This window comes from Cupriavidus sp. 05L411 (assembly GCF_056398045.1).
In genome coordinates this window covers 12,374-28,821 of record NZ_JBFTOQ010000031.1, presented here as the reverse complement: position 1 = coordinate 28,821, position 16,448 = coordinate 12,374, and the positions used below count along the sequence as shown (strand labels likewise).

The 16,448-nt window shown below is 63.4% G+C and carries 14 protein-coding genes; 10 read left to right on the top strand and 4 right to left on the bottom strand.

Translation table 11 applies throughout. The features are described 5' to 3' along the window. Window positions 1-258 precede the first annotated feature (258 nt). The 9 genes from folP to phoR all read left to right on the top strand — a co-directional run bounded on the left by folP (window position 259) and on the right by phoR (window position 9,704). Entirely contained in the window at window positions 259-1,056 is a 798-nt protein-coding gene (folP, locus tag AC1DQR_RS28755) for a dihydropteroate synthase (protein ID WP_416050355.1), read from the top strand. An 88-nt stretch (window positions 1,057-1,144) separates the two neighbouring features. After that, entirely contained in the window at window positions 1,145-2,491 is a 1,347-nt protein-coding gene (gene glmM, locus AC1DQR_RS28750; RefSeq protein ID WP_183035037.1) for a phosphoglucosamine mutase, read from the top strand. A 276-nt stretch (window positions 2,492-2,767) separates the two neighbouring features. After that, on the top strand, window positions 2,768-3,802 hold the full coding sequence (pstS, locus tag AC1DQR_RS28745) for a phosphate ABC transporter substrate-binding protein PstS (RefSeq protein WP_477134221.1): 1,035 nt from the start codon (window positions 2,768-2,770) through the stop codon (window positions 3,800-3,802). A 241-nt stretch (window positions 3,803-4,043) separates the two neighbouring features. Further along, entirely contained in the window at window positions 4,044-5,009 is a 966-nt protein-coding gene (gene pstC / locus AC1DQR_RS28740; protein ID WP_174423342.1) for a phosphate ABC transporter permease PstC, read from the top strand. Window positions 5,010-5,020: 11 nt separating this feature from the next. Further along, a complete protein-coding gene (pstA, locus tag AC1DQR_RS28735) occupies window positions 5,021-5,911 on the top strand; it encodes a phosphate ABC transporter permease PstA (protein WP_416049100.1) in 891 nt (296 codons plus the stop codon). Window positions 5,912-5,964: 53 nt separating this feature from the next. Next, window positions 5,965-6,753 (top strand): phosphate ABC transporter ATP-binding protein PstB, encoded by a 789-nt coding sequence (gene pstB / locus AC1DQR_RS28730; RefSeq protein WP_043347586.1) that lies wholly within the window; start codon window positions 5,965-5,967, stop codon window positions 6,751-6,753. A gap of 55 nt (window positions 6,754-6,808) precedes the next feature. Then, the gene (gene phoU, locus AC1DQR_RS28725) at window positions 6,809-7,513 is read left to right on the top strand and encodes a phosphate signaling complex protein PhoU (RefSeq protein ID WP_150983319.1); all 705 of its coding nucleotides are present in this window, start codon (window positions 6,809-6,811) and stop codon (window positions 7,511-7,513) included. A 23-nt stretch (window positions 7,514-7,536) separates the two neighbouring features. Beyond that, window positions 7,537-8,244 carry a phosphate regulon transcriptional regulator PhoB gene (gene phoB / locus AC1DQR_RS28720; RefSeq protein WP_043347578.1) on the top strand — a complete coding sequence of 236 codons (708 nt, stop codon included), beginning with the start codon at window positions 7,537-7,539 and terminating at the stop codon, window positions 8,242-8,244. A 116-nt stretch (window positions 8,245-8,360) separates the two neighbouring features. Continuing rightward, on the top strand, window positions 8,361-9,704 hold the full coding sequence (gene phoR, locus AC1DQR_RS28715; protein WP_416049099.1) for a phosphate regulon sensor histidine kinase PhoR: 1,344 nt from the start codon (window positions 8,361-8,363) through the stop codon (window positions 9,702-9,704). Between the two features lie 71 nt (window positions 9,705-9,775). Here phoR and ppk1 read toward each other — a convergent pair whose 3' ends face one another. Next, window positions 9,776-11,899, bottom strand: a complete 2,124-nt coding sequence (ppk1, locus tag AC1DQR_RS28710; RefSeq protein WP_416049098.1) for a polyphosphate kinase 1 — start codon at window positions 11,897-11,899, stop codon at window positions 9,776-9,778. 145 nt (window positions 11,900-12,044) lie between these two features. Here ppk1 and ppx point away from each other — a divergent pair, with 145 nt between their 5' ends. Beyond that, complete coding sequence (gene ppx / locus AC1DQR_RS28705) at window positions 12,045-13,577, top strand: exopolyphosphatase (RefSeq protein WP_043347570.1); 1,533 nt, start codon at window positions 12,045-12,047, stop codon at window positions 13,575-13,577. An 83-nt stretch (window positions 13,578-13,660) separates the two neighbouring features. Here the strand turns inward: ppx and AC1DQR_RS28700 are convergent, their stop codons facing one another. From AC1DQR_RS28700 to infA, 3 genes are all read right to left on the bottom strand, one after another. Next, window positions 13,661-14,518 carry a GNAT family N-acetyltransferase gene (locus AC1DQR_RS28700; RefSeq protein WP_416049097.1) on the bottom strand — a complete coding sequence of 286 codons (858 nt, stop codon included), beginning with the start codon at window positions 14,516-14,518 and terminating at the stop codon, window positions 13,661-13,663. 136 nt (window positions 14,519-14,654) lie between these two features. Continuing rightward, entirely contained in the window at window positions 14,655-15,131 is a 477-nt protein-coding gene (locus AC1DQR_RS28695) for a SixA phosphatase family protein (protein ID WP_416049096.1), read from the bottom strand. Window positions 15,132-15,530: 399 nt separating this feature from the next. Next, complete coding sequence (gene infA / locus AC1DQR_RS28690) at window positions 15,531-15,752, bottom strand: translation initiation factor IF-1 (protein ID WP_006157708.1); 222 nt, start codon at window positions 15,750-15,752, stop codon at window positions 15,531-15,533. Window positions 15,753-16,448 lie beyond the last annotated feature (696 nt).

Sequence of the window (16,448 nt, the reverse complement as noted above, 5' to 3'; positions counted from 1 at the left end):
GGATGGCCGGCACGATGATGAGGCCAGCGCTCCGATAATCTGGAAGCGCGCTGGCACAGTTGTCGTGGTTGTAGCGGTCGTTCACCAAGTCTGAAGCCGGCGCCTTGTGCGCCGGCTTTTTCTTTGCAGGCGCGTGCGTCGCGCAGCGGATTTCCACTTTCCTGGCTTTCGTCCTTTCGTATCTTGTCGTCGATCTCAACCGATTCGAGTTTCCAGTGCGGCCGCTACCGCTTCGCGCGCGACCGCCGTCCGCTGGTGATGGGCATCCTGAACGTCACCCCCGATTCCTTTTCCGATGGCGGCCAACATGCTGGCCGCGATGCCGCCTTGCGCCATGCCGAGCGCATGATTGCCGAAGGCGTGGACATCATCGATATCGGTGGCGAGTCGAGCCGGCCGGGGTCGGCGGCATTGCCGCTGGACGAGGAGCTGGCGCGCGTGCTGCCGATGGTCGAGGCGCTGCGCGACTGTGGCCGGCCGCTGTCCATCGATACCTACAAGCCGGAAGTCATGCGTGCGGCGCTGGCTGCCGGGGCGGACCTGATCAATGATATCTGGGGCTTTCGCATGCCTGGCGCCGTCGAGGCGGTGAGTGAGGCACAGGCGGGGCAGGCCGGACTATGCGTGATGCATATGCAGCGCGATCCGCAGACCATGCAGGAGCAACCCCAGTACGAGGATGTGGTGCAAGAGGTGGCTGGTTTCCTGCGCGAGCGGGTGGACGCGCTGCGCGCCGCCGGCGTGGCTGAAAGCCGCATCACGCTCGATCCGGGCTTTGGCTTTGGCAAGGCGCCGGATCATAATCTGCGGCTGCTGGGCCAGTTGCCGCAACTGGCGGTGGATGGCCTGCCCTTGCTCGTAGGCCTGTCGCGTAAGTCGACGCTCGGCGCGATCCTGGGCGGGCGGCCGCCGCAGCAGCGGATCGCCGCCAGCCTGGCAGCGGCGGTATGCGCCGCGGAACGGGGTGCGTATATCGTGCGTGTGCACGATGTGGAACAAACTGTGGATGCGCTCAAGATCTGGTGGGCCATCCGTCATGAAACTATTGCCTGTTAACATTTGTTTTGATTACGGGCATCCAGCATTGCGCGCTTAGCCTTTAGCATTCGGCATCCGCAACACCGAACAACGGGAGAATGACCATATGACACGCAAGTATTTCGGCACGGACGGGATTCGCGGCAGGGTTGGCGAGGCGCCGATCACGCCCGACTTCGTGATGCGCCTGGGCTATGCGGCGGGCATGGTGCTCGCCCATGGCGCGAAACAGCAAGATCAGGCGCGTCCGACCGTCCTGATCGGCAAGGACACGCGTATTTCCGGCTATATGCTGGAGGCGGCGCTAGAGGCCGGCTTTACCTCGGCAGGCGTCAACGTGCTGCTGACCGGGCCGCTGCCGACACCGGGCGTGGCCTATCTCACGCGTGCGCTGCGCTTGTCGGCAGGCGTGGTGATCTCCGCCAGCCACAACCCGTACTACGACAACGGCATCAAGTTCTTCTCCGCCGATGGCGACAAGCTGCCGGATGCCGTGGAAATGGCGATCGAGCAAGCGCTGGAAGAGCCGATGGTCTGCGTGCGCTCGGACGATCTCGGCCGCGCGCGCCGCATCGAAGATGCCGCTGGCCGCTACATCGAATTCTGCAAGAGCACGTTTCCCTACGAGCAGGACCTGCACAAGCTCAAGCTGGTGGTGGACTGCGCGCATGGCGCCGCTTACCACATCGCTCCGCACGTTTTCCATGAGCTTGGCGCCGACGTGATCTCGATCGGCAACCAGCCGGATGGCCGCAACATCAACGCCGGTTACGGCGCGACGGCCCCGGAAAAACTGATCGAAGCGGTCAAGGCCAATGGCGCCGATCTCGGCCTGGCCTTCGACGGCGACGCGGACCGCCTGCAGGTGGTGGACCGCGACGGACGCCTGTTCAACGGGGATGAACTACTGTACCTGATCGTCCAGGACCGCTTGCAGGCGGGCCAGGCCGTGGAGGGCGCGGTGGGCACGCTGATGACCAATATGGCGGTGGAGCTCGCGCTCAAGCGCCAGGGCGTGGAGTTCGTGCGCGCCAAGGTGGGCGATCGCTATGTGCTGGAAGAGCTGAACAAGCGCAAGTGGACGCTGGGCGGCGAGGGCTCGGGCCATCTGCTCTGCCTGGACCGCCACACGACCGGCGACGGCATCGTCTCCGCGTTGCAGGTGCTGGCCGCATTGCGCCGTAGCGGCAAGACCCTGTCGCAATTGCTGGAAGGCGTTTCGCTGTTCCCGCAGACGCTGATCAATGTGCGCGTGGAAAAGGGCTTTGATTGGCAGTCCCACGCGGGCCTGAGCGCGGCGCGCGCCGTGATCGAGCCGCAGCTCGAGGGCCGGGGTCGGGTATTGATCCGAGCATCGGGGACCGAGCCGGTGGTGCGCGTGATGGTCGAAGCCGAGAAGGTCGAGACCGCGGAGCAGGCAGCGCAGACACTGGCGGACGCCTTGCGGGCCTGAAACCGGGTCTTCGCCGCTAGTTGTTGCCAAAACGCCGGGCTTTTCGCCCGGCGTTATTTTTTGTAGGAAGGCAATTAACCGCAAGATTTTTGGGCTTGCCTGCCGCCCGATGCGGGTCGGGGAGGGCATGGCCGACGAGTGGATCGATGTGATGCGGGAGGCTGCGTTCGCTGACTTTGAAGAAGATCTCGTGATGTCATTGAATTGTCATAGTCGGAGCTTAAAGTTCGACTTGTCAAAAAATTGTCATTCCCCAACCATGTCTCTGGAGGACATATGAAGCTGGTCAAGACTGCCGTAGCAGGCATTGTGTCGTTGGTGGTGGCGGGCACTGCGTTCGCGGCGGAAATTACCGGTGCTGGCGCTTCTTTCCCGGCGCCCGTGTATTCCAAGTGGGCCGATGCATACCAGAAAGCAACGGGTAACAAGGTCAACTATCAATCCATCGGCTCGTCTGGCGGCATCAAGCAGATCGGCGCCAAGACTGTCGACTTCGGTGCTTCCGATGCGCCCCTGAAGGACGAAGAACTGGCCAAGCAAGGCTTGGTGCAGTTTCCCACGGTGATCGGCGGTGTGGTGCCGGTGATCAACCTGCAAGGCATCAAGCCGGGCGAACTGACCATCACCGGCGACGTGCTGGCGAACATCTACCTGGGCAAGATCAAGAAGTGGGACGATCCCGCCATCAAGGCACTGAACCCGCACGCCAAGCTGCCGAGCCAGGACATCCTGCCGGTGCGCCGCGCCGATGGTTCGGGCACCACCTTCATCTTCACCAACTATCTGTCCAAGGTCAGCACGGACTGGAAGAGCTCGGTGGGCGAGGGCACCACGGTCAACTGGCCGGGCGGTGGCACCGGTGGCAAGGGTAACGAAGGCGTGGCTGCTTTCGTGCAACGCCTGAACGGCGCCATCGGCTACGTCGAGTACGCCTACGCCAAGCAGAACAAGATGACCCACCTGAACATGAAGAACGCTGCCGGTGCAGTGGTTCAGCCTGGTGACGACGGCTTCAAGGCAGCAGCAGCAGGCGCCGACTGGAGCAAGACCTACTACCAGATCCTGACCAACGAACCGGGCAAGACGGCATGGCCGATCGCCGGCGCGACCTTCATCCTGGTGCACAAGAACCAGGAAAAGGCAGCGCAAGGTGCCGAAGTGCTGAAGTTCTTCGACTGGGCGTACAAGAGCGGCGGCAACATGGCCAGCGACCTTGACTATGTACCGCTGCCGGAMKCSGTSGTGAACCAGATCCGCGCGACCTGGAAAAACTCGGTCAAGGACGGCTCGGGCAAGGCGTTGTACAACTGATCGGCGGGCTGCCACGGCAGCCGCGCCATGCCGGTCCGGCGTCCCAAGGGCGCCGGACCGGCAGCATTGAAGGCAGCAAAGCAGCAGAATCAGCAGTAGAAGCAGCAGTAGAAGAAGCGCAGCAAACGCGGCAACCCGCGCGGGCAAGCACGACGCAATGCAAGGGGCCGATTGGCCCGAGCGGCCCGAGCGGTCGGCGCGGCCAGCCAGCCGCCTACTAAACGAACTCCAATACCACATCATGGCGACTACATCCGATCTATCCGCAGTACGGCCGCCTAGCCGTACCGGTGACATCCTGTTTGGTGGCCTGACGCGCGGCGCCGCCATCGTGACCTTGCTGCTGCTTGGCGGCATCATCGTGTCCCTCGCGATCAGCGCCTGGCCTTCCATCGAGGCCTTCGGCCTGCGCTTCCTGTGGACCGCAGAGTGGGATCCACCCGCGGACGTCTATGGCGCCCTGGTGCCGATCTACGGCACCATCGTCACCTCCCTGATCGCCCTGATCATCGCGGTGCCCATCAGCTTTGGCATCGCGCTGTTCCTGACCGAGCTGTCGCCGGCCTGGCTGCGCCGCCCGCTCGGCACCGCCATCGAATTGCTGGCCGCCGTACCCTCGATCGTCTACGGCATGTGGGGCCTGCTGGTCTTCTCGCCGATCTTCGGCGAGTACTTCCAGAAGCCGCTGGCCGCCACCGTGGGCCAGGTGCCGCTGATCGGCAAGCTGTTCCAGGGTGCGCCCCTGGGCATCGGCCTGCTGTGCGCCGGCGTGATCCTGGCGATCATGATCATTCCCTACATCGCGTCCGTGATGCGCGATGTATTCGAAGTTACCCCGGTGTTGCTCAAGGAATCGGCCTACGGCATCGGCTGCACCACGTGGGAAGTGATGTGGCGTGTGGTGCTGCCCTTCACCCGTGCCGGCGTGATCGGCGGCGTGATGCTGGGCCTGGGCCGCGCGCTGGGCGAGACCATGGCGGTTACCTTCGTGATCGGCAATACCAACCTGCTGGACAACGCCTCGCTGTTCTCGCCGGGCAACAGCATCACCTCGGCGCTGGCCAATGAGTTCGCCGAAGCCGGCGCTGGCCTGCATACCGCCGCGCTGATGGAGCTTGGCCTGATCCTGTTCTTTATCACGTTCGTGGTCCTGGCGCTGTCCAAGATCCTGTTGCTCCGCCTGGCCAAGAACGAGGGTGCAAAATGAGCCAAGCCGCCATGTCTTCCTCTTCCTCTACGTCGATTCCGGCAGTCAGTCCGGATGCGGATGCCACGCGCACGCGCCTGCAGGCACGGCGCCGCCGCACCAACTTCTATGCCTTGACTGCGTCGCTGGGCGCCATGGGGTTCGGTCTGTTCTGGCTGGCGTGGATCCTGTGGACCACCATTTCGCTGGGAGTGGGCGGCCTGTCGATGGATCTGTTTACGCAGATGACGCCGGCGCCGAATACCGCCGGCGGCGGCCTGGCCAATGCGATCTACGGCAGCTTCGTGATGGTGGGCCTCGCCACGCTGTGCGGAACGCCCTTGGGTATCCTGGCCGGCATCTACCTGGCCGAATACGGCAAGACGTCGCCGCTGGCCAGTTTCATCCGCTTTATCAATGACATCCTGCTATCGGCGCCGTCGATCGTGATCGGCCTGTTCGTCTACGCGCTGGTGGTGACCCGCATGGGCCATTTCTCCGCCTGGGCCGGCATCTGCGCGCTGGCGTTGCTGCAGATTCCGATTGTGGTGCGCACAACCGAGAACATGCTGAACCTGGTCCCTAATGCGCTGCGCGAGGCCGCCTTCGCGCTCGGCACGCCCAAGTGGAAGATGGTGCTGTCGATCACGGTGAAGTCGTCGTATGCAGGCATCGTCACCGGTGTGCTGCTGGCGGTTGCGCGTATCGCCGGCGAGACCGCGCCGCTGCTGTTCACGGCCTTGTCCAACCAGTTCTGGACCAGCGACCTGAACAAGCCGATGGCGAACCTGCCGGTGACCATCTTCCGCTTCGCCATGAGCCCGTTCGTCGAGTGGCAGCAACTGGCCTGGGCCGGCGTGTTCCTGATTACCGTTGGTGTGCTGGCGCTCAATATCCTGGCACGCATGCTGTTCAAGAAATGACCGGCAGCGCGATAGCCGCACGGCCCACCCCAAATTCTTTGCGAGAGACGAGCATGACCTCGACCGTCATCGACATTCCCGACACGACCCGCGCCAAGATCGACGTGCGCAACCTGAACTTCTACTACGGCCAGTTCCATGCGCTGAAGAACGTCAACATGTCGATTCCCGAGCGCAAGGTAACGGCCTTTATCGGGCCGTCCGGCTGCGGCAAGTCGACCCTGTTGCGTACCTTCAACAAGATGTACGCGCTCTATCCGGAGCAGCGTGCCGAGGGCGAGATCAACATGGATGGCGAGAACCTGCTGACCGCCAAGAAAGACATCGCTCTGCTGCGCGCCAAGGTGGGCATGGTGTTCCAGAAGCCCACGCCGTTCCCCATGTCGATCTATGACAATATCGCCTTTGGAGTGCGCCTGTTCGAGAAGCTGTCACGCTCCGAGATGGACGACCGCGTGGAATGGGCGCTGTCCAAGGCGGCGCTGTGGAACGAAGCCAAGGACAAGCTCAACCAGTCGGGCTACGGCCTGTCCGGCGGCCAGCAGCAGCGCCTGTGCATCGCGCGCGGCATCGCCATCCGCCCCGAAGTGCTGTTGCTGGATGAACCGTGCTCCGCACTTGACCCGATCTCGACCGGCCGCATCGAAGAACTGATCGCGGAACTGAAGGACGAGTACACGGTGGTGATCGTGACCCACAACATGCAGCAAGCCGCGCGCTGCTCGGACTACACCGCGTATATGTACCTGGGTGAACTGATCGAGTTCGGCGAGACTGAGAAGATCTTCATCAAGCCGCATCGCAAGGAAACCGAAGACTACATCACCGGCCGTTTCGGCTGATTGAGCGTTGCGCACATAACGCATAGCATACGAATAGAGCGGCTAGGAGAACAACATGTCTGACAAGCATCTGTCGACCCAATTCGACGCCGACCTCAACGCCATCAGCACGAAACTGCTGCAGATGGGCGGTCTGGTCGAGTCGCAGATCGAAAACGCCATGCGGGCGCTTTCGGAGTTCGACGCGGGCCTGGCCGACCAGGTCATCGCGCGCGAGCAGCACCTTAATGCCCTGGAACTCGAGATCGATGCCGATTGCGGCAACATCATCGCGCGCCGGCAGCCGACCGCGCGCGACCTGCGCCTGGTGATGGCGATTTCCAAGACCATCACCAACCTGGAGCGTGCCGGCGACGAGGCGGAGAAAATTGCCAAGCGCACCAAGCACATCATGGAAGACGCGGGCGCCCACCAGATCAATTACTCCGAGGTGAAGCTCTCGGGCGATCTGGCTATCGCGCTGCTGCGCCAGGCACTCGACGCCTTTGCGCGCCTGGACACCGTGGCTGCCGCCCGGATCGTCAAGGACGACAAGGCCATCGACGACGAATTCCGTGGGTTCGTGCGCAAGCTCATCACCTATATGATGGAAGACCCGCGCACGATCTCGGTCGCGCTGGATTTCCTCTTTATCGCCAAGGCGATCGAGCGCATTGGCGACCACGCCAAGAACATCGCTGAATTCATCATCTACATCGTCAAGGGAACCGACGTCCGCCACGCCTCGCGTGAGGACATGGAGCGCGAAGCGCTGAGTTAAGGCGCCACCGCGGAGAAAATTACATGCCAAGCAGCATTCTTGTTGTCGAAGACGAACCCGCGATTGCCGAACTGATCGCGGTCAACCTGCAACACGCGGGACATTATCCGATCCGGGCCTATAACGCCGAGCAGGCGCTGTCGCTGATGAGCGACGTGCTGCCCGACCTGGTGCTGCTCGACTGGATGCTCCCGGGCAAGTCGGGAGCGACCTTCGCCAAGGAACTGCGGAATAACGACCGCACCAAGCAGATTCCGATCATCATGCTTACCGCGCGCAGCGAGGAGCAGGACAAGGTGCTGGGACTCGAGGCCGGCGCGGACGACTACGTCACCAAGCCGTTCTCGCCCAAGGAATTGCTGGCCCGCATCAAGGCCGTGCTGCGCCGCCGCGCCCCGCAACTGACCGACGACGTCGTTGCGATCAATGGCCTGCGCCTTGACCCGGCCACGCATCGGGTCACCGGCCAGGATGAATCTGGCCTGATCAAGCTGGACCTGGGTCCTACCGAGTTCCGTCTGCTGCACTTTTTGATGACGCATCCGGAGCGCGTTCACAGCCGTTCGCAGTTGCTGGACCAGGTCTGGGGTGATCACGTGTTCGTGGAAGAGCGGACCGTCGACGTGCACATCAAGCGCCTGCGCGCCGCGTTGACCCCCGGCGGCTACAGCAACATGATCGAGACGGTGCGCGGCAGCGGCTACCGCCTGGCGCGCGCGCCCAGCCACTGATCGGCAGGCTTGCCACGTCGTTTCCAGCGTGGCGCCTGTTACAGCTTGCCCGTTTCGTGGCACACTCCACCGCATTCCATGCGGTCTTGCCGCCTGCCTGACCTTCTCATTTCTTCATGAACGTCATCTGGGCCCGTTCGGCGGCCATCCTGATTTTCCTGGCCCTGGCTTCGGCGGGGCTGTACTTCTTCCTTGGCCCCGTGCCTGCGCTGGCCGTGCTGTGCGTCGGGTTGCTGGGGCATCTGCTCTATTACATCTACCAGATCAACCGGCTCTGGAAAGTGCTGGATGCGCCAGCCTACGGCGAGATTCCCAGCGCGCTGGGGCTGTGGGGCGAGGTGTATTACCGCCTGCATCGCCTGGTCAAGCGCTGGCGCACCCAGGTGTTGCAGGTCGAGCAGCAACATACCCGTTTTATCCAGGCTATCCAGGCGTCGCCCAATGGCGTTCTGATGCTGGATGATGCCGACCAGATCGAATGGTGCAACGATGTGGCCGAGCAGCATTTTGGCCTCAATGCGCGGCGCGACGTGCGCCAGCGCATCACCCATCTGATCCGGCGGCCGGAATTCGTCCAGTACCTGCACTTGCAGCGTTTCGATGAGCCGCTGGTGATGCGCGACATGGGCGAGCACAAGCGCAGCGTGATCGCTGTGCAGATACTGCCTTACGGCGAAAGCCGCAAGCTGGTGCTGACACACGACATCACCAAGGTGGAGAACACCGAGGCGATGCGCAGGGATTTCGTCGCCAACGTCTCCCACGAACTGAAGACACCACTGACGGTGCTGACAGGCTTCCTGGAAACGGTGCGCGACCTGCCCGTGTCGGAGCAGGATCGCAACCGCTACCTCGACATGATGCTGGTGCAGTCCATGCGCATGCAGCACCTGGTCGAGGACTTGCTGGTGCTGGCCAAGCTGGAAAGCGACGAGCAGCCGCCGAGCCAGGACCGGATCGACCTGCCCGAACTGGTTGCGCACCTCGTGCACGACGCCGAGGCGCTGTCGCAGGGCGAGCACCAGATTTCCGCGCAGATCGATCCGGCCGTCACGATCCGCGGTGCGGAGCGTGAACTGCTGTCGGCTTTCGGCAACCTGGTTTCCAATGCGGTGCGATATACGCCGGAGGGCGGGCGCATCAGCATCGCGCTGAACTACGAGAACGAGCACGCCATCTTCTCGGTCACCGATACGGGGCTGGGCATTGCCGCCGACCATATCCCGCGCCTCACCGAGCGTTTCTACCGGGTCGACCGCAGCCGTTCGCGCGATACCGGTGGGACCGGCCTCGGGCTCGCCATTGTCAAGCATGTGCTGTCGCGCCACCATGCCGACCTGCGCATCACCAGCGAAGTGGGGCGCGGCAGCGTGTTCCGCGTGGTCTTCCCGGTCGATCGCAGCGGCTACATGCCTAGCGCCTTGCCGCGGCCGGGACAGTCGCCGCAGAAGGCGGCCTGAGCAGCGCCCGCTCGCGGCGTCGTGCATGGCACGGCGCACGCAAGGCGCGCCGTGCCGACCTCACCTCACCCTCAGGCGCTGCCGAACATGGCCAGCAGGTCGTTCTGGCTGACGTGCGGCTGCTTGGACTTGGTGTGCTTGCGGATGTAGCTGCCGTCGGGCTGCATGATCCATGCGGAGGCATTGTCGTGCAGATGCACCCGCAGGCTTTCCTTGATGACCCGCGCCTTCAGTACTTTGTCCAGCACCGGGAATGCCACCTCGACGCGACGGAACAGGTTGCGGTCCATCCAGTCCGCGCTGGATAGGTAGACCACTTCGGTGCCGCCGGCCAGGAAGTAATAGACCCGGTGATGCTCGAGGAAGCGCCCGACGATGGAGCGCACCGTGATGTGCTCCGACAGGCCCGGCACCCCGGGGCGCAGCGCGCACACCCCACGGATGATCAGGTCGATCTTCACGCCGGCGCGTGATGCCTTGTACAGCTCGTCGATGATGGATGGCTCCAGCAGCGCATTCATCTTGGCCATGATGCGCGCGGGCTTGCCGGCACGGGCGTTGCGGGCCTCCGCGCGGATATGCTCCACCAGATTGCTCTGCATGGTGAACGGCGACTGCCACAGGTGATTCAGGCGGATGGTGCCCGCAGTGCCCGTTAGCAGCTGGAATACGTGCTGGACGTCCTCGCAGATCTTCTCGTTGGCGGTGAGCAGGCCGAAATCGGTGTATAGGCGCGCGGTGCGCGGATGATAGTTCCCGGTGCCCAGGTGCGCGTAGCGGCGCAGCTTGAACTGCTTGCTCTTGGCGCCTTCCAGTTCGCGGCGCACCATCAGCAGCATCTTGGCATGGCACTTGTGGCCAACCACGCCATAGACCACATGCGCGCCGGCGGATTCAAGCCGCTCGGCCCAGTTGATGTTGGTTTCCTCGTCAAAGCGCGCCAGCAGTTCCACCACCACCGTGACTTCCTTGCCATTGCGCGCCGCGGTCATCAGCGCCTCCATCACCGGCGATTCGTTGCCGGTGCGGTAGACGGTCTGCTTGATGGCTACCACGGCAGGGTCGACGGCGGCCTGCTGCAGCAGGTCAAGCACGGAGCTGAAGCTCTCGTAGGGGTGGTGCAGCAGCACGTCCTGCTGGCGGATCGCGTCGAACATCGAAGCGCCGGGCGCAAACACCTTGACCGGCGCCGGCACGTGCGGCGGGTACTTGAGGGCAGGGCGGTCGACCAGGTCGGGGATCTGCATCAGCCGCACCAGGTTGACCGGGCCGCTCACGCGGTACACGTCCTGCTCGCCCAGGCCGGATTCGAGCAGCAGGCGGCGCGCCATGGCCGGCGGGGTGTCTGACGAGATTTCCAGGCGCACGGTGTCGCCGAAGTGGCGGGTCGGCAGCTCGCCTTGCAGTGCCTCGCGCAGGTCCGTGATATCGTCCTCCGACACGAACAGGTCAGAGTTGCGGGTGACGCGGAACTGATAGCAGCCGTTGACCTTGATAGCGGGGAACAGCTCATGCACGAAGGCTTGCATGAAGGACGACAGCAGCACAAATCCGTAGGGATAGCCCGAGAGTTCCTCGGGCATCCTGACTACGCGCGGCAGCGCGCGGGGCGCCTGCACGATGGCCAGGTCGGCCTCCCGGCCGAAGGCATCCTTGCCCGATAATTCAATGACGAAATTCAGGCTCTTGTTGAGCACCCGCGGGAAGGGGTGGGCCGGGTCCAGCGCGATCGGCGTCAGGACCGGGCCGAGTTCGCGCGTGAAGAAGCTGCGGGCCCATTCGCGCTGCGCCTCGTTCCAGGTGGAGGCGAGGTGAAAGAACACCCCTTCTTTCTCCAACAGGGGGAAAATCACGTTTTGCAGCATGTCATACTGCATGGCCACCAGCTTTTGCACGCGCTCCGTGACAATCTGGTATGCCTGCTGCAAGGAAAGGCCGTCGGGCGTGATGCCGGAAGGATTGTCACGCATCTGCTCCTTCAAGCCGGCCATGCGGATCTCGAAGAACTCGTCCAGATTACTTGAAACAATACAGATGAATTTCAGACGTTCGAGCAGCGGCACGTTGGCGTCAGCTGCCTGTGCCATGACTCTCGTATTGAATTCCAGAATGCCCATTTCGCGGTTGAGCAGCGTGCCGGGTGGGCTTGTCGACATAGGCATGACCTTCTTTTGGTAATGCGGCGACTTTTTCATAGAATCATGTCAAATTGATGACAATGTGATTTTGTCACGATGCAGACATGATAAAGACATATTTTCTACGGTTGGGCAAACCTGACTGCCCGACACCGTTATTTATGCCGCGGCTTGCGGCTTTTACCCACATTCCCCTACCGCGATGAACCAAACCCCTCGCTTGCTGGCCGCCGTCGACATGGGCTCAAACAGCTTCCGCCTGATGATCGGGCGGGTGGATGAGAGCCTGACCGCATCCGGGCCGGCCAGCCAGCTATTCCAGGTCGATGCGCTGCGCGAGCCGGTGCGCCTGGCCGCGGGCCTGACGCCGGACAAGTACCTGGACCAGCCTGCCCGCCGTCGCGGCATCGACGCCTTGCGGCGTTTTGGCGACCGACTGCGCGATTTCTCCCCTGACCAGGTGCGGGCGGTGGCAACCAATACGCTGCGGGTAGCCAAGAACGCGTCGGAATTCCTGATCGAGGCCGAGCACGCGCTTGGATTCCCGATCGAAGTGATTGCCGGGCGCGAAGAAGCGCGGTTGATCTACCTGGGCGCCTCGCACGATGCGCCGGCCTGTGCGGGCAACCGGCTGGTGGTCGATATCGGTGGCGGCTCGACCGAGTTCATCATCGGCAGCGGCTACACGTCCAAGCTGATGGAGAGCCTCTACATCGGCTGCGTCTCGCACAGCCGCCAGTTCTTCCCCAGCGGCAACGTCGATGACTACGCGATGAAGCAGGCGGAACTGGCCGCGCGCAGGGAGATCCAGGTGCTCGTGCGCCAGTACCGGGCGGCCGGCTGGCAGCAGGCGGTGGGTTCGTCCGGTACGGCGCGCGCGCTGGCCGAACTGATCGAGCTCAACGGCATGAACGACAACCCGGCCGAGCACGGCATCACCCGYGAAGGKCTGGARCGYCTCAAGCGCGCGCTGGTCAAGGCGGARAACGCCAACCGGGTCAAGCTGGTSGGCCTGAAGGCGGACCGCATTCCCGTGCTGCCAGGTGGCCTGTCGATCATGCTCGGCGTGTTCGCCGAGCTCGACATCGATCGCATGGACGTCACCGACGGCGCGCTGCGCCTGGGTGTGCTGTACGACCTGCTGGGCCGCACGCACCACGAGGACATGCGTACCATCACCGTGGATCAGTTCATGCGCCGCTATGGCGTCGACCGCGCGCAAGCCCAGCGCGTGCGCCAGGCCGCATTGGGTTTGCTGGCTCAGTTTCCCGAGCCGCGCAATGAGCGCCGCGACGACAACCTGGCACTGCTGGGCTGGGCCGGCGGGCTGCATGAGATCGGCATGACCATCTCGCACAGCGGCTACCACAAGCACTCGGCGTACATCGCTACGCACGCCGATATGCCGGGCTTCTCGAAGACCGACCAGGCACGGCTGGCAACGCTGCTGCTCGGGCATGCCGGCAAGCTAGGCAAGCTTTCTGGCAGCGGCAAGTTCCTCGACTGGCGGATGCTCTTCAGCCTGCGCCTGGCGTTCGTGCTGTGCCGGCGCCGTGCCGACGAGCCGCTGCCCGAGATCACCGTGGGCCAGCGTTCGGATGCGCTGGACGAAGGTTTCGAGGTGCGCTTGCCCAAGGCCTGGATCGAGGCCAACCCGCTGGTCGAATACAGCCTGGCGCAAGAAGCCGACGAGTGGGAACGCATCGGCAAGCGCTACAAGGTGGTGTACGCCTAAGCAAAGCGCGGGGGCGGCCAGATGGCGGCCCCCGTTTCGATCAGCGGGCCAGGCCAATGCAGGCGGCAAGCGCCCGCACAGGCTCATGCGTCGCGGTTCAGGCCAAGGAAGTGGCGCGCGTAGCGGGGGTTCATGTCGTTCACGCGCAGCAGCGTGAGGAAGTCCGCCACGTTGAAGTCGGGATCCCACGCCGGCATGCCGCAGATTCGCGCGCCTAGCCGCAGGTAACCCTTGATCAGCGCCGGCGGCTCGACGTCCAGCGTCTGATTGAGCTCGTCGATCGGCAGAGGCAGGCGCGGGAACGCGTGATATTCGATCGGCGCCAGGGCGCGCTCGGCGAAGACCCGGTACAGGCTGGCCGCATAGTGGCCGCCATCGCTCATCGGTACGCTCGCGCATCCCAGCATCGACTCGATGCCCCAGCGCTGCAGGTACTCGCCCAGGCCGCCCCACAGCGCCATGATCACGCTGCCCGAGCGGTAGTCGCGGTGCACGCACGAGCGGCCCAGTTCCACCATCTTGGGCTTCAGGTGAGCCAGGCGCACCAAGTCGAATTCCGACTCGGCATAGAGGCAGCCGATGCGCTTGGCCTGGTGGGGCGCCATCACGCGGTAGGTGCCGACCACCTTGAGCGTGGCCGTATCGCGCACGATCAAGTGGTCGCAATAGGCGTCGAACATATCCACGTCGAGTTCCGGCCTCGACGGGTTCAGCCTGGCGCCCATTTCTTCGGCGAAGACCTTGTAGCGCAGGCGCTGCGCTTCTTCTACTTCATCCTGGTGGCGCGCCCACGCCACACTGAAAGCAGGCTGGTCATGCGCTTGTTCATGTGCTTGTGCAGCAGGTTGCTGGCGATGAAGACGCCTCCGCGCCGAATGGCCTGACAGGCCACTGGGCAGGGAATCGAACAACGGCTGGGTGGGCGTCGGGAGCTCTCGCATCAGTATGTCCTTTCGGTGACGAAACTGTTGCGGTCGAATGTAGAGAGGGCAGGTGACAGTGCCGTGAAGCGGTCGTGACGGTTCAGTGACGGAGGCCCGGAAAGCCGGGCCGCATCGTTGCGGGGCGCAAAAAATGCTAGAGAAATTCCGGATTGATGACAGCGCGCAACACGACCTGCGATTCACTTTCGCGCGTGCGTCCCGACAGCCACCAGATGCCGCTCTTGCGCACGCTCCAGTTCATTTCCGAGCCCGCCAGCAGCAGGCTGGCAAGTTGGCCAAGCCAAGGCTGGTGCCCGACCAGCACGGTGTACTCGGCGCCTTGGGGCCAGTCGATCGCGGCCAGCACCGCGCTGACATCGGTACCCGGGGCAAGCTCGGGCAACACCTCTGCGTTCTCGCGCAGGGCAGCGGCGGTTTCGCGCGTACGCAGGGCCGGGCTGCAGACCACCCGCGTGCCGGGAGGCAGATGGCTGCGCAGCCATGCGGCAGAGGCATCCGCCTGCTTATGTCCGCGTTTGGTCAGGGGGCGTTGCAGGTCGGCATTGCGGGAAAAGCCAAGCGCGCCAGACAACTCCTCGGCTTCGGCATGACGCCACAGGATCAGGTTCATGAGAGCGGTGTGCTCAGGCTAAAGGGGAAAAAGGAAGAGGATATTTCGAGTATGATCACGCGCGCAGGTGCGTGCAAGACGGGCAAACACCGGGCGGGAACGCAGCATGGCACTGCCAAATGACACGCATGTGGCGAGCCGTACATGGCGGAAGCTGGGGCAGCCTGGGGTGAAGCGATAGGGGGTGCGATGGCCGGCAAGCCATCCGCATCGACCAGCGCTCCAGGCCTGAGGCATCAGGATGGAATAGCCATCATGATTGTTTCAGTGGCGCCACTTATGCACGATGCGTGCAGGTGGCAATGGCCAGATGTTTCCCAGGGCGGGACCGCCGCGATGCGGTGCCCTGGAATGCGGTCTAGCGCAACGCTCGCCGGGGGGGGCGAGTGTGGAAGAAGATCAGACTTTGTGGCGGAAGTTGATGCGGCCCTTGGTCAGATCGTAGGGCGACATTTCCAGCGTCACGCGGTCACCAGCCAGAATGCGGATGCGGTGTTTCTGCATCTTGCCCGAGGCATAGGCCCAGATTTCCACGCCGTTTTCCAGCGTCACGCGGTAACGATTGTCCGGCAGGGCTTCCGAGACAACACCGCCAAATTCGATAAGTTCTTCCTTAGCCAATCTTCTTCCTTTACGGCAGCCTTGGGCTGCATGAATTTAGGTAAATCCGGTGAGGCGAGCGCTGGCATGCCTGCATGCTCGTGAGGTCCGGGTGCCAGCAGTGACAAGCGCCGGCTTGCTTGGTTGCGCCTTGAAGTTGCGGGAGGCAAGCTGACCCGGACCGGCACGGCAAAAAAGCGCGTGCAAAAAAGTCCACGTTAGGGAATCGCCGGGGGGCGCGTCAGGCCCGGCCGATTGCCTTGCCGGTTGCGGCCGCAAGCTAATGCGGCCGTGCTACCGTGATAGGCGCGGGGGCAATGAAGCGGGCAAGATGTTCCCGGTGGCTTGCCGAACTGCGCTGGATACTGCGCTGCAGTGTGATGGCTGCATTTCTCGGCAAGGGCGCCCGGTTACAGGGCATGCTGCATAAACCCCGGGCTAACGCGCGATTATATCATGGGTGTGCAGTTGAGGCGTGGCACGCGCGTGGTCGTCATACCCGGATATGGCCGCGAAAACAAGAGAAAAAGCCCGCCGCCGGGTGGGTTGCGGGCTTAAAAGTGGTGTGGGCGGTTCGCGGACCCGCCGCCCACTGTCAGTGTCTGTGTTTCAAGCGCGCAGGGGATCCCATATTTATGGCATTGCCACTGGGTGCCGCGGTGCAGTGAGGTGGGTGGCCGCGGTGGCCGGCGCAGTGGCCGGCACTGGCCCGGAAAA

Coding starts and splice junctions, on each gene's coding strand:
- folP (WP_416050355.1), top strand. CDS start 259: ATGGGCATCCTGAACGTCACCCCCGATTCCTTTTCCGATGGCGGCCAA.
- glmM (WP_183035037.1), top strand. CDS start 1,145: ATGACACGCAAGTATTTCGGCACGGACGGGATTCGCGGCAGGGTTGGC.
- pstC (WP_174423342.1), top strand. CDS start 4,044: ATGGCGACTACATCCGATCTATCCGCAGTACGGCCGCCTAGCCGTACC.
- pstA (WP_416049100.1), top strand. CDS start 5,021: ATGTCTTCCTCTTCCTCTACGTCGATTCCGGCAGTCAGTCCGGATGCG.
- pstB (WP_043347586.1), top strand. CDS start 5,965: ATGACCTCGACCGTCATCGACATTCCCGACACGACCCGCGCCAAGATC.
- phoU (WP_150983319.1), top strand. CDS start 6,809: ATGTCTGACAAGCATCTGTCGACCCAATTCGACGCCGACCTCAACGCC.
- phoB (WP_043347578.1), top strand. CDS start 7,537: ATGCCAAGCAGCATTCTTGTTGTCGAAGACGAACCCGCGATTGCCGAA.
- phoR (WP_416049099.1), top strand. CDS start 8,361: ATGAACGTCATCTGGGCCCGTTCGGCGGCCATCCTGATTTTCCTGGCC.
- ppk1 (WP_416049098.1), bottom strand. CDS start 11,899: ATGAAAAAGTCGCCGCATTACCAAAAGAAGGTCATGCCTATGTCGACA.
- AC1DQR_RS28700 (WP_416049097.1), bottom strand. CDS start 14,518: ATGCGAGAGCTCCCGACGCCCACCCAGCCGTTGTTCGATTCCCTGCCC.
- AC1DQR_RS28695 (WP_416049096.1), bottom strand. CDS start 15,131: ATGAACCTGATCCTGTGGCGTCATGCCGAAGCCGAGGAGTTGTCTGGC.